General features: G+C 63.2%; 12 protein-coding genes and 1 pseudogene. 2 read left to right on the forward strand and 11 right to left on the reverse strand.

What is annotated here, in order from left to right; genetic code table 11:
- Positions 1-886, reverse strand: an 886-nt coding sequence (locus V6M48_RS05020) for a 5-(carboxyamino)imidazole ribonucleotide synthase (protein ID WP_332811431.1), incomplete at its 3' end; no start/stop codon positions are given.
- Between the two features lie 2 nt (positions 887-888).
- Complete coding sequence (gene purE, locus V6M48_RS05025; protein ID WP_332811432.1) at positions 889-1377, reverse strand: 5-(carboxyamino)imidazole ribonucleotide mutase; 489 nt, start codon at positions 1375-1377, stop codon at positions 889-891.
- A gap of 384 nt (positions 1378-1761) precedes the next feature.
- On the opposite strand from purE, the gene V6M48_RS05030 reads away from it, so the two are divergent.
- Together V6M48_RS05030 and V6M48_RS05035 are read left to right on the forward strand one after the other, a co-directional pair.
- The gene (locus tag V6M48_RS05030) at positions 1762-2400 is read left to right on the forward strand and encodes a GGDEF domain-containing protein (RefSeq protein ID WP_332811433.1); all 639 of its coding nucleotides are present in this window, start codon (positions 1762-1764) and stop codon (positions 2398-2400) included.
- Positions 2401-2658: 258 nt separating this feature from the next.
- Positions 2659-3393, forward strand: coding sequence for a hypothetical protein (locus V6M48_RS05035; protein ID WP_332811434.1), 735 nt, complete (start codon positions 2659-2661; stop codon positions 3391-3393).
- A 232-nt stretch (positions 3394-3625) separates the two neighbouring features.
- Here V6M48_RS05035 and V6M48_RS05040 read toward each other — a convergent pair whose 3' ends face one another.
- The 9 genes and pseudogenes from V6M48_RS05040 to V6M48_RS05080 form a co-directional block, all read right to left on the reverse strand.
- Entirely contained in the window at positions 3626-5455 is a 1830-nt protein-coding gene (locus tag V6M48_RS05040) for a hypothetical protein (protein WP_332811435.1), read from the reverse strand.
- Positions 5456-5457: 2 nt separating this feature from the next.
- Complete coding sequence (locus tag V6M48_RS05045) at positions 5458-5955, reverse strand: ABC-three component system middle component 2 (RefSeq protein ID WP_332811436.1); 498 nt, start codon at positions 5953-5955, stop codon at positions 5458-5460.
- On the reverse strand, positions 5956-6954 hold the full coding sequence (locus V6M48_RS05050; protein WP_332811437.1) for an ABC-three component system protein: 999 nt from the start codon (positions 6952-6954) through the stop codon (positions 5956-5958). It lies immediately after the preceding gene.
- A gap of 228 nt (positions 6955-7182) precedes the next feature.
- Positions 7183-8433, reverse strand: a complete 1251-nt coding sequence (locus V6M48_RS05055; protein WP_332811438.1) for a PIN-like domain-containing protein — start codon at positions 8431-8433, stop codon at positions 7183-7185.
- A 306-nt stretch (positions 8434-8739) separates the two neighbouring features.
- Positions 8740-8904: pseudogene (gene gpmA, locus V6M48_RS05060) on the reverse strand (2,3-diphosphoglycerate-dependent phosphoglycerate mutase); the annotation flags it as partial.
- A 10-nt stretch (positions 8905-8914) separates the two neighbouring features.
- Positions 8915-9658 (reverse strand): protein-L-isoaspartate(D-aspartate) O-methyltransferase, encoded by a 744-nt coding sequence (locus V6M48_RS05065; protein WP_332811439.1) that lies wholly within the window; start codon positions 9656-9658, stop codon positions 8915-8917.
- Positions 9659-9703: 45 nt separating this feature from the next.
- Entirely contained in the window at positions 9704-10276 is a 573-nt protein-coding gene (locus V6M48_RS05070; protein ID WP_332811440.1) for an SAM-dependent methyltransferase, read from the reverse strand.
- Positions 10273-11604 (reverse strand): APC family permease, encoded by a 1332-nt coding sequence (locus tag V6M48_RS05075; RefSeq protein ID WP_332811441.1) that lies wholly within the window; start codon positions 11602-11604, stop codon positions 10273-10275. Before V6M48_RS05075 ends, V6M48_RS05070 begins: the two co-directional genes overlap by 4 nt.
- Positions 11605-11955: 351 nt before the next feature.
- Positions 11956-12570, reverse strand: coding sequence for a hypothetical protein (locus tag V6M48_RS05080; RefSeq protein WP_332811442.1), 615 nt, complete (start codon positions 12568-12570; stop codon positions 11956-11958).
- Between the last annotated feature and the right edge of the window lie 131 nt (positions 12571-12701).

A 12701-nucleotide genomic window follows, 5' to 3' on the forward strand; every position in this document is an offset into this window, starting at 1 on the left:
GCGAGGTCGCCGCCCCCTCGATCGTCCAATGGCCGCTGTTGTGGACCCGCGGCGCCATCTCGTTGAACACCGGCCCGTCCGCGGTCGCGAAAAATTCGAGCGCGAGCACCCCGACATAGTCGAGCGCTTCGGCGATCCGGCGGCTGAGCGCCTCGGCGGCGGGGGCTTGGGCGGCGATCGCGCGCGAGGCGGGCACGATCGAGCGCCGCAATATGCCGTCCTCGTGGACATTCTCGGGCGAGGGCCAGGTCACGATCTCGCCCGCGGCGGAGCGGCAGAGCAGGACCGAGAATTCCGCCTCGAAGCGGACGAAGCCTTCGAGGATTGAGGGGCGGCCCTTGATCGCCTGCCACGCCTGCCCGGCGGCGGCGGCGTCGGCGATCCGCACCTGGCCCTTGCCGTCATAGCCGAAGCGCCGCGTCTTGAGGATCGCCGGGGCGCCGATCGTCTCGAGCGCCCGCACCAGGCCCGCCTCGTCGTCGACCGCGGCGAACGGCGCGGTCCGGCCGCCGAGACCGGCGACGAAGCTTTTCTCGGTCAGCCGGTCCTGCGCGACCTCGAGCGCCTGGCGCGGCGGGAACAGGGGCGCCTCGGCGGCAAGCGCCGCCAGCGGCCCGGCGGCGATATTCTCGAATTCGTAGGTCGCGACGTCGACGCTGGCGCCGAAGCGGGCGAGCGCCGCCTCGTCGTCGAAGCTGCCGCGCGTGCAACGGGCGGCGACCTCGCCGGCGGGCGGGGCTTCGTCGGGCGCGTAGATGTGGCATTTGTAGCCGAGCTGCGCGGCCGCCATCGCGAGCATCCGCCCGAGCTGGCCGCCGCCGACAATTCCGATCGTGGAACCTGGGCCGATCGTGGATCCCGGCCCGATCGTGGAACCTGGAAGCATCGTCATTCGGGGGTTTCGGACACGCTGCCTGTCTGGCTTTCGCGCCATGCGTCGACCCGCGCCGCCAGCGCCTCGTCGCTGGTCGCCAGCATCGCCGCGGCGAGCAAGGCGGCGTTGGTCGCGCCGGCCTTGCCGATCGCCAAGGTGCCGACCGGGATTCCGGCCGGCATCTGGACGATCGAGAGCAGGCTATCCATCCCCGACAGCGCCTTCGATTCGACCGGCACGCCGAGCACCGGCAGGCGCGTCATCGCGGCGGTCATCCCCGGCAGGTGCGCGGCGCCGCCGGCGCCGGCGATGATCACCTTCAGCCCGCGCCCGGCCGCGCTCTTGGCGTAGGCGTAGAGCCGCTCGGGCGTGCGATGCGCGGAAATGACCTTGGTTTCGTGCGCGACGCCGAGCGTCGCGAGCAATGCCGCAGCCGGCTGCATCGTCTCCCAGTCGGACTGGCTGCCCATGATGATCCCGACTAGAGGCGCTTCGTCTGCCATTCCCACTCGTCCTGCCCGGCGAAGCAGCACCTCTTATCGGCGCCTTGCCGGTGAAGCAATTGCGGGCTTTCGCGGGCGCCCCTCCACCACCCTGCGGGTGGTTCCCCTCCCCTGCAAATGCAGGGGAGGAATTGTTCTGACCTTATTCCTCTCCCGGTTTTTCGGGGGATGGTCCGGCCGCCAAGCCCCCGGCTTGGCTGCCCAGTGCGGGGCACTGTGCAACGGATCATGACCGCGTAGCGGTGGAGGGGCATCCTTCACGAAACGCGGCGCGGCGAGGCGCGAGGGGCGGATCGCCGGCCGCGCCCCGGCCACACGCGCGCGCTTTGCGATCTGTTAACCGCGTCGGACTAGGGTGATGGTGCACAACGGAGATCGTACAAAGTGGACCAGGGCGGCAGCCACCCCTCCGATTTTACCGATCTCGGGTCGGGCCATCTTAGTGACGGACATCTCAGCGATGGGCGTCTCAGCGATGGGCGCCTCAGCGACGAGAATGCGTTGCTGCGCGCCTCGCTCGCCGAGATGCGCGGGCGGATCGACGAGCTCGAGGAGCACAGCGATCGCGACACGGTCACGCCGCTCGCCAACCGCCGCCGCTTTCTGCGCGAGCTGGGGCGGGTCGTCGGCGTCGCCGAGCGCCATGGCACTCCGGCGGCGATGCTCTGCATCGGCCTCGACGATCTCGCCGGGATCAACCGCCGCCACGGGCGCTTCGCGGCCGATGCGGCGCTGATCCACGCCGCCAACACGCTCTTGCGCCTGATCCGCTCGACCGACCTGCTCGCCCGCATTGGCGACGACGAATTCGGGCTGATCCTCGACCATCTCGACCACAATAGCGCGATCGAGACCGCCGAGCGGCTGGCCTGCTGCATCGCCGGCACCCCGCTCGATCTCGGCGGCAGCACGATCGCCGTCTCGGCCTCGATCGGCGTCGCGACGATCATGGCGGGGGATACGGCCGACGACGTCATCGGTCGGGCGGCGCGTAACATGGCGCTGGCGCGGGCGGGGGAATAAGAGGCTCCTGGGGGAAACGAAGAGCCCAGCCATGCATGTCCGCAGAGTGGAACACCGACACCTGCGCAGCCCATTTGTGGCCGTAACCAGCCCGGCGGCCCGCAAGAAGCGCTGGCGCGCGGGCGGGAAAAACCGGTCTCCGGCGAGGGAATGGGGGATCTTCTATGACAAGACTCACGGTCACAAATGCAACGGAAACGCGGGTAGGCGCTAGCCCGTTTTTGGCCGTTAGCAGAAGGCCGCTGTTGGCGCGGAATGATGGAACGCGAGTTTTTCTCGCATCCGCCCAAGCGGGCAGGGTCCTTGACGCGCCTCGACCGTTTCGGCTTCAACCACGCAGTGACGAACTCGACTTTAATCGACGGTGTTCGAAATGTGCTTCGGGCCCATGAGGTGATCCTCGTCCATTTCAACACGCCTGCGACAAAGCATGAGATCGGCTATCCACAGGATCTGCGTGACGCTCTAGTAAATCCTACATGGAAGATGTGCTATTCGACAATCAAGGCAGCGGACCGCGGGCCTGCACAGGTTGGGCCGGGAGAACAGTCTGCGGCGTTCGGCTCAGTCGGTGTGTTGGTTGATCTAGGTGCCACTACTCAGATCGAGTGCGTTTGCAATTTCGATGCAGGAAGCAACGGTCGGTTATCGAGCGAGGCATTGGGGTCATTGGCTACAGTAGAGAGTTGTGAAGCCAGTATTGTTGATCGAGTAGGACACAATGAGTGGTTGGTTGCTAATGCTGTGCCTCTCGGAATATTTCTTTTCCCGGCGTCCCGCGTCTACGTACGCGCGGAGGATGGCGAGATCGAATATGACTGGGGACTAGTCGTTCAAGACTTTCCAGAGCAGCGGATTTTCAGCAAGCTACAAGGCGTCTGGCAGGAATTTGATCGGCCCACGGCAACTTGGCAACCCCGGACCTATGACGAGATCGTTGTGCCCCCCCGGAGCGATTCGGGAGCCAGATCCACGCCGGTGACAGCGCATTAAGCCCTGGACCAAAGCTGGAGACGCAACACTAGGCGACGCCGGCGTTGTACGAAGTAGCCGACTCCACCTCCCATCCGGAGAATTGCGGCTTTTAGAGCCGCCGCCGACCAAGCTGGGTGGCCGCACCGGGCGCTTAGTTGCCCATTGCCTGAAGGGCAGATCTTGGCCGCCAGCAGACAGGGCGTTTCCGGGCGGCGCAGCTGCATTATCGGTCATTAGATTGCCGCTACCCTCATTTCGGAAATAGGCCGGCTCGTCCGGTCGTCGTGCTGCCCGTAAAGTGGGTCACCTGAGGCTGTCCCGCGAGCCAGTCGGGTACATCCACATTTTCCAAGATGATGAGTTGGAGGTCACTCGGGAGCGTCGAGAAAGCGCGGAAGGCGCGATCCTTGAGCGGAGTACTGGCGATCGCGCTGTCGCCGTCGTCTGACGGATCCTTGTAGGTAATGAACAGCGAGTCCAGGATCAGAAATCCGGGATGGGCAAGGCCTCGGCCCTTGCAGAACTTCATCAGCCCCACGTCAAAGGCGCCGTGAAGCAGCGCGCGCACGCCTTTGCCGTTGGCCGCACGCGATTTACCGGCGACGGCTATGTCCATCTTCGGGAGCTCGAAGAAAACGCGTTTCGCATCAGGGAAATCCCATGTCTGAAGCTCCGCTTCGACCATTTGGCTGAAGGCATCGAGCGTCGCGCCGTCCAACTGCTGTTGCGCGACGATGGTGCTGCTGTCGTAGCCAGGACTGACGCCCAGCTCGACCCGCTGTGTCACTAATGCGTCTCGACGACGAACGAGCTCCAAGCTCTTCTGGATGCTGAGCTTCCTCGCGATTACCTGACTTGTCTGAGACCTGATCGTCTGGACCGTTGGCACCTCACGAAGAATATCAGCCTGCAGCCCCTCTAGGCGGGGAAGAAGTGCGCGTGCTCTGGCCGCTAACACGTCGCGTTCTGTCTTTAGTCCATTAATGGTAACCTGCAGTTCGACTGCCCGTTCTTTAAGCTGAGTGATCTCGGCCTCCGCTGCGGCAGTGATCTCCGTTACATCGCCGTCGCATGCCTGTTCGGGGCGGTGATGCTCAGGTGCCGCGCCACAGACTGGACAGTTCACCGGATCTTCGAGGGTAAAGAATTGTCCGGCTTCGACGATCGAGGCGAGGCGCGCTTCGTCAGACCTGTAGTGCTCGGCAAGAAGATCGAAACGCGCTGTCAGCGTATCGATTTCACCAAGCCGATCCTGGATGGCTTCATATTCTTTGCGCATCTCGAGCCGATTCGAGGTCAGCTCGCGATAGCTGACCTCTGCGCTCTCTTGCACGACGAAATGCCTGCTGAGTTCGGCGTCGAGTTGACTGTCGAGTTCGAGAAGTTCTTCATGGTCCTGGTCGGCTTCGGCAATCTCGCGTTCCGTGTCGCGGATCTGGCGGTCGAGCAGTTCAAGCTGCGCTGCTTGGCGCATGGGCTGCACCGAATCTGGCTTCGCCACGTCTAGGGCGGAGTCGTCAACACCGGTGAGCATGTACTTGAACACGGAGGTCTCGGCGGTCTTGGTGACAAATTGACCGGAGAGCACAGGAGACGAAACGTCCTGAATTTTGGTCTCGCTGATCAATGCATGACGCTCAAGGTCCCTAAAGCTGAGATCGCGCGTCTTGCCGGAAGCATCCGTGCGAATACGCGCATCCTTCGCACCGACCTGCGTCAGCAGCATTCGCGACAAAGAATTCTGTGCACTGTGCTGCGCCGACACCGTGGTGCCTTGAGTCTGCGTCGGGCGGGCCCGAACCAGTCCATCGAGAATCTTGATGTTCCCGCCCTGCAGCGCGCGCACCAAGGTTCTCTCGGCGCCATCGTCTAACACCACGCCAACATGGACAAGGTCATACCCAGCCTGTTCGACGATTGGTTCAGGTGCGTTCTTGGCACCCAGGACAAAATCAATCAGCCGCAAGACGTGCGACTTACCGGTGTTCGATCCGCCATAAATGACGTTCAGCCCAGGTCCGAAGTCCACAGACGCAGGCGGGCTGTTGGGGCCGGTGATCAAGAGAAAGCGAAGCTGCATTTCTAACCAGTTATGCCTTGGTCGACTTGAAACTCCGCATCCCATTGATCCACTCGGTCGCGCACCAGATCATTGATCTCATCGTCAGACAACGTGACGACCTCCTTCGCCAACCAATCAGCACGTGCCTTCAACGCCATGGTGTAATCGCTGCGCAACAGATCGACAAAGGAGCCCGCTTCTTCGCCCGCCTGGAACCGGAACCCTTCGGCAGTAGCATGTCGGGTGACAAGTCCGCGCGTGCTCATCAGCGTCAGACCGGCGCTGACCAAGCCCCGCCGCACCAGCAACTCGGCAGAGCGGGAACTCTCCTTAGGGTGCAGACTCTCTGGTCCATTCACGTCCCCGGTATGAACGACGAGATGGTCGAGGACGACAAGTCGGCGCAAGCCGAGGCGCATCGGAAAACAGGCTGTTAGCAGGACGAGCGACCGCACGCCGCTTTCGAACGCGGTATTGAAGATGCGCGGCTGGAGCGATCTACGGGTTGCCGATGCCATTTAGGTTTTCCAACTGACGCGGTCGTCGTTCGCGAGTTGATGGCAGACGCCCTGCTTGACGCGCACCTTCGCACGGGGCGCAAGAACGCTTGCTGGAGCAGTCTGAGCAGCCGAGGTGAGCGCTGCTGTCAGCCTCGAGAATGCGCCTGTCTCGGTCGCGACGGCTGGTTCGATTGCATCGTGGATTTGTTCGGCAAAATCTTCGATCGTGCCGGGCTCGGTCTGATCGCGATAGTGCGCCATGAACGCTTCAGCGTCATAAAAGCGGACACGCTGCTTTTGCAGATCGTCTTTCCACTGGTCGTGTGCGTCCAGATCCGCTGCGCTCGTCATGGCCACGCCAGCCTGCTCTGAGTAGACCTCGAGCAATTTGCCAACATAGACGGTCTCACCGGGTGCGATCGCAGCAGGCGTGTGCCCGTCGGGCGCCGGCGGCAGCGTGCCGCCGAAGCGAGAAGCCCAGTATGCCGTCTTACGGTGACCATCCAGGATGTCGTCGATGGTCGCGTAACAGAAGCTCGTGAAGTCGTATGTTTCCACGTACGCCTTCAGCGCGCCGACAAGGACGTGCTTCTCACCAGCAACCACACGTCCCGCAACGCGCTTATCCCAAGTGGCGATCACCTCGGCTTTGAATTTGTCGGGATTGAGCAAAAGGTCACGAAGTTCGGTCGTGGGTCCACGCGGCGCGACGAAGGAGCACATGCGAGGAGGAGCGAACTCGCCTCTGAACGCGTGGAAGATAATCTTCCCGGCGTCTTCACAAGCCTTCGGAGTGGCGAGCGGGATCTCATAATGCTTGCACTGATAATTGTCCCACACGCCTTGGCATGCATCCGCGCTGGCCAGCCCGATGACATCGCGGCCGAGATCCCCGGCCCCGCCGAGCCGTTTGACCGCTGCGTAACCCGAAAGCCCCTTCTGCCATTCAGAAATAAAAATTTCCCATTCGGTGGCGTCATAAGCGCGCACCAACTTGACGATCGGTGCAAGATTCAAAACTTCACTCCCTCTCGACGGTGCACGGACCGCTAACGGATAGCTGCCCGGGGCGCGAACGGAAAAGACTCGAATCTAGCAATGTTGACCTTGCGTTGTTGGATGAGCCCAGACCTGCACATGATCATTTAATTTAGGTGACCAGCTCCCGAGCAGCCGGCCATGACAGGTCGGCGATTGCGCGCGGCGTGGGTGGATCGCGCCTTGAAGGCTACTCCTCTAAGCCTTCTAAGACGTTTCGATCGGAAGCTGCTCTGTGTCGCCGACGTCACCGTCAACGCACACAGCGGAGTAATCTATGCGGTAAAGCCCGACCGGAAGCGTGACGCCGTGCGTTCCGGAACGAACATGGACATTGAAATCGAAGTTGGTGCCGGTTCTCGCGGTTACTTCGAGGGGCGGGCATCCTTCCGGGCACGAGATCACACCCACAGTGAGATGAGGCACAGCGTCCAATGCAGGTTCGAAGTGCCCGCTGCCCGTCATATGATGAACCTCCCTGAGGAGTTCGATCTCGAGCAGCCCGTGGTTCTCGTCGCACTCCGCAACGGAGACGAGTTGTTCCACCTCGACAGCTGGAGGATGTGCAGTGCGACCGCGGGCGCGACGTGCGCCGAGGCTCCGGATCTCTTCGACGGCCTCTTCGCTGACACCTGTGCCCGCCTGCTCATTGGCGAGTCTGAGGAAGTTTTCCGTTTGGTAGAGTAAAATCGGCTGTCCTGTGGCCTTCCAGAACTCCTCAACTAGCTCTGGCCTAGGACCGAGTGTCTTGCTCCCCTCCCGCTCCCACCAGTCTTCCTTGCGCTCTGATGTGACTAGGATGATTGGCTTCCCGGTCGCTTTTGCGAAATCGATAACCTCCTTCCAGAGCAGGAAGTCGCCGTACCTGCGATCTCCTTCCTTCTCATCGTCCATGTAACCAGGGGGAATCCGCTCGTCGTGCCTCCTCTTTGCTTCCTCAAGTGAGGTCGCTTTGGCATCGGCAGACGGGGGGGCGCCCATCCGGCCTTCGAAAAGTTTGAAAAGCCGCTCGAGTACCGGGTCGTCCCGGAGGTAATCGGGGTGTTTCGCTGTCGCTTCGGCGAGGCTCTCACGCGCCTTGTCAACCGCCCCCAGCAGGGCTGTTGACAGCTCGTCCAAGGAGGGACGCGGGACAAGACGGTATCCCTTCAGCTTCGTCACGCCTCCGAAGAGGGACTTTTCAAGCTCGTCCAAACCTGCGGACGCTTCACGGAACATCCTTTCCGATGAGGCTATCACCTTTTTTCTGTGCCTGAAGAACTCTGATGCCGCCTGATGAGAAATCCAAATGCGGCCGGCAAACGACTCCAGCGCGCTCAAAATGCTCTCACACGTCGAGGTGTGATAGCGGTACAAGTCGAGCAAGACATTGGCGTCCACCGTCAAGGTACCGGTTCGCCAGGCGTCCGGAGCGGCGGATGGGGAGGCACTCAAGTACCAAGCGAATCCGGTTTTCATCTACGGATCATAGCGTGTGGTTGCCAGATCGAGATTGCTGAGCCACGGGTATTTCCTGGTATGACCAACATAGAGCTGCCGCGCTTTAGCGCGAGGGTCCTGCGACGGATGAAGTGGCTTTCGAGAAAATCCCTGATACGCCTCAAGCTCGCACATTGAGGGCATTCTTGCCATCGGTTTAATTCCGCTATGGGCGGAACGCGTGCGCGTCCGTGCGGCGACCCGCTCGTTGCGCAACCCATTTCCCGCCTCAGCGCGAGACTGCCCCTACCGATCCTTCAGATAATAGCGCTCGAGCGCTTCCAGCTAGTCGTCGAGTTCGTAGACGATCGGCTGGCCGGTCGGGATCTCGAGGCTCGCGATCTCCTCGTCCTTGATGCCGGAGAGGTGCTTGACCAGGGCGCGCAGCGAATTGCCGTGCGCGGAGATCAGCGCCGCCCGCCCCGTTCGAGCGGCGCCAGCAAATTGGCCCCAGGCTCGATCACCCCCTCACTTGCCGCGTCAGCGGAACGAAGCGGACGCCGATGATGGTTCGCTCGCTCAATCGGCCCCGCTGATCCTTGGTAATCACCTTCAGCTCCTGGTTCGCCAAGGTGGAGCCGACCGGGATGACCATATGTCCGCCGCGCTTCAGCTGGTCGAGCAGGGGCTTGGGGACATGCGGCGCGCCCGCCGTGACGATGATGCCGTCGAACGGCGCATGTTCGGGCCAGCCGAGATAGCCGTCGCCGTGCCGCACCTGGACGTTGCCATAGCCCAGTTCGTCGAGCCGCCGTGTCGCCTGGCGTGCCAGCGCCTCCACGATCTCGATCGAATAGACCTTGCCGACCAAAGGCGAGAGGATCGCGGCCTGGTAGCCGGAGCCCGTTCCCACCTCCAGGATCACGTCGCCAGGCTTCGGCCGCAGCAAGTGCGTCATCAGCGCGACCAGGCTTGGCTGCGAGATCGTCTGGTCCTTGCCGATCGGCAGCGGATAATCCTGATAGGCCTCGGCGCGCGCCGCCTCCGGCACGAAGAGATGGCGCGGCACCTGGCGCAGCGCGGCGAGGATGCGCGGATCGGGGCGCTCGCCGATCGCGCGGGGGTAATCGTGGATAAAGTCGACGAGCCGCTCGCGCGCGGCCTGGTATTCCCCGGCTTCGTCCGCCGGCGCGACGGCGGCGGCCTGCGTCGGGCCGATCCCGAGCAGGGCAAGCGCCGGCAGGAGCGACAGGAGATTTTTCACGACCGCTTTTCCACGAGCGTTCACCACGGCATCAACGTTCCGCCCCTATTTTCGGGGCGGGACCGTCCAGAAATAAATCGTGCTGCCTTCGACGTCCCGGGTCTTCTCGGGCTGCCAATCGCCCATGCGGAAGGCGTGGCTGACGATCCGCGTGCCGGGCTTCAGCTCGGCAAGCAGCCGCGGCCGCAATTTCTCGTTGAGCGAGCTCAGAAGGTAGAGCGTCACCACGCTCGCTCCCGCAATTTCGGTCTTGAAGAGGTCCTCCTGCCGGAACGTCACCTTGTCGGCCACGCCCGCCGCCGCGGCATTGGCGCGCGCCTCCTTGATCCGCACCGGATCGATGTCGACGCCCACCGCGCGGACATTGTATTTCTTCGCGGCCGCGATCGGAATGCGCCCGTCGCCGGATCCGAGATCGTAGAGCACGTCACCTTTGCGGACCTTCGCCATTTCGAGCATCGCATCGACGACCTGGGGCGGGGTGGGCAAATAGATGACGTCCGGCTCGCGCGCGGCGGTGACCGGCGCAGGCGCCGGCGAGTGTGCCTGTGTTGGGGCGGTTGCGGCAAGAGCGCCCGAACCGGCGAGCATGGCAGCCACGATGACCACAGCTTTCATGACCAGGTCTCCTCCAGGGTGACGGGTTGAAGCAATGCGAGCAACGCGGCGCCGACGGCGAGCACGGCGATTCCGATCAAGGCGCCGATCCCCGTGTAGGCGATGCTCGAATAGAGAAGATAGAGGCTGGTCGCGCAGAATATCGCGGGCAGGGCCGGGTAAAGCGGAACCCGGAACGGCCGATCGCGGTCCGGCTCGCGCAGGCGAAGCACGAACAAGGCAATGCCGACCAGCAGCAGGAAGAACCAGAATATTGGCGCGGTATATTCGACCGCGAGCTGGAAGCCGTCGCGGGCGAAGGCTCCGCCGGCGACCAGCAGAAGCGCGATCATGGCCTGGGCGATGATCGCGTTGCCGGGCGTGTTGCGTTCGCCATGCCACCGGCCGAGCCAGCCAAGCTGCGTGAAGCTGCGGCCCAAGGCGCAGGTGCTTCGTGCGCCGGTCATCACCGTGGCGTTCGCGGAGGTCAGCGCCGCGATCCCGACCACCAGGCTGATCACGGCAGCGCCGGCCTCGCCCATCGCGAGCCGCATGACATCGGCCGCGACCGCATCGGATGCCGCCAGCCCACCGAGGCCGAGCGCCCTCAGGAAGGCGAGGTTGACGAGCAGGTAGAGCAGGGTGACGAACGCGAGCCCTGCGACCATATAGGTCCCCATCCGCCGCGGAGAGTCCTTGACCTCGGCAGAGACGTAGACGGCCTCGCTCCACCCGCCGTAGGTGAGCAGGACGAAGACCATCATCAGCCCCCACGATCCTCCGCCGGCGGCGGGCCTGGGCACGGCCTCCGCGGGTGCCAGCAAGAGCCCGGCGACGATCACCAGGACGAGCCCGGCGACCTCGACGAGGGTCAGCCAGCGCTGGAACCCCGCGCCCAGCTTCACGCCGGCCCAATTGGCGCCGCTCAGCAGGATCACCGCGGCCGCGGCATAGACGACCACCGAATGGGTTCCGAGCGGGGCCACCGAAGAGGCATAATCGGCGAAGACGAAGGCCAGCAGCGCGATCGACCCGGTCTGGATCACCACCATCCGCGCCCAGGCGTAGAGAAAGGCGATCCTCCCGCCATAAGCGCGCTGGAGGAAATGATAGTCGCCGCCGACGTTGGGATAAGCGGATGCCAGCTCGGCGTAGCAGAGCGCGCCGACGATCGAGAGCATCCCGCCCGCCGCCCAGGCGATCAGCAAGGCGGCTTCGCTCCCGGCGGCTCCGGCCACCAAAGCAGGGGTCCTGAAGATGCCCGCGCCGATGACGATCCCGACCGTTATGGCGAGAACGTCGCGGCCGGTGAGGTCCGGGCGAGGAATGCCAGGCGAGCGAGACGCCACCGCAGCAGGATCTACAGGAAGCTCAGCCACATCCGGACAGCTCGCTCGTTCGTGGAGGAAGCAATGCCTTCTCCGATCGAGCATCGGGTACACCAGGTTCGACAGACTGTCTTCCCGTGAAGACCCTTACCCACGCTCGAGGGAATGACCCCAATTCCTCCCCTGCATTTGCAGGGGAGGATCTTCTGGCCCCTGTTCCTCCCCCGGGGCTCCGGGGGATGGGAACCGCGTTAGCGGTGGAGGGGAGTCCTTTCACGAAATGCCCCTCCACCACCCTTCGGGTGGTCCCCCTCCCCTGCAAATGCAGGGGAGGAATGGATGATCTGCGGGAGAGGCAGGGTGAGACCGGGGTTAGCGGCCCGTTGCAGACGGCTTGGCCGATGGATCGTGGCTTTGCCCATCTTCCGGCAGAAACCCGATCGCCTTTCGCGCTGAACATAAGGGAAGCGTTCGTTGGTCGCAGACCTTCATGGAACCCGCGACCCGCTCGATCAGTGCAGCGTCGTCGGGGGTTATCGGTCGGCGAAAGGCGACTTGAACGATCATCATGTTCGCTCTGCCTTGCACCACGATCGCTTCGAGATTTTCCGGTTTTCCGGTTTTCGCGTTCTTGGGACAAGCAAGTGTCGCCCTGAGGGCGGGCATGCCATCAACCGTCCCCTTGACCACCGTATCGGTGATGCCCTCGCAGGCCGCGCGCAGGCCATCGCGCCACTGCCCGTAGAACGCGTCCATTCCCTGATGCGCCGCGTTGAAGAACATCATGCTCGTGATGAGCTTGGACCATGTCTCCACCGTCTCTGGCGGCTCGACCAATTCCATGATCTGCAGCGTGTCGTTCCGCGCCTGGTGCCCCATCTCGAACTCGTCGGGCACGTTGATGCCAAGCATCTCGGTCCGAGACGTCGGTGCGTCGGCAGCCTGAGCCAAGGCGGCGGCGGCGAAAAGCACAATGGGCAAGAACATCGGCGAACCCCACGAAAGAAGCATCAGCCTAGCAGTGTCTCGCCGCATTGGGATGTCCGAAAGTGAGCGGCTCGTGCCCACCCCATGCAGCCGCTTGCCTCCTAACCCCCCTCCCGCTCGCGGGAGGAGTT

It is taken from the genome of Sphingomonas sp., assembly GCF_036677245.1.
Taxonomy (GTDB): Bacteria; Pseudomonadota; Alphaproteobacteria; order Sphingomonadales; family Sphingomonadaceae; genus Allosphingosinicella.

Excerpts from the sequence above, each read along its gene's own strand:
- V6M48_RS05055 (WP_332811438.1), bottom strand. The coding sequence starts at position 8,433 with ATGAAAACCGGATTCGCTTGGTACTTGAGTGCCTCCCCATCCGCCGCT.
- V6M48_RS05070 (WP_332811440.1), bottom strand. The coding sequence starts at position 10,276 with ATGAAAGCTGTGGTCATCGTGGCTGCCATGCTCGCCGGTTCGGGCGCT.
- V6M48_RS05035 (WP_332811434.1), top strand. The coding sequence starts at position 2,659 with ATGGAACGCGAGTTTTTCTCGCATCCGCCCAAGCGGGCAGGGTCCTTG.
- V6M48_RS05045 (WP_332811436.1), bottom strand. The coding sequence starts at position 5,955 with ATGGCATCGGCAACCCGTAGATCGCTCCAGCCGCGCATCTTCAATACC.
- V6M48_RS05080 (WP_332811442.1), bottom strand. The coding sequence starts at position 12,570 with ATGTTCTTGCCCATTGTGCTTTTCGCCGCCGCCGCCTTGGCTCAGGCT.
- V6M48_RS05040 (WP_332811435.1), bottom strand. The coding sequence starts at position 5,455 with ATGCAGCTTCGCTTTCTCTTGATCACCGGCCCCAACAGCCCGCCTGCG.
- purE (WP_332811432.1), bottom strand. The coding sequence starts at position 1,377 with ATGGCAGACGAAGCGCCTCTAGTCGGGATCATCATGGGCAGCCAGTCC.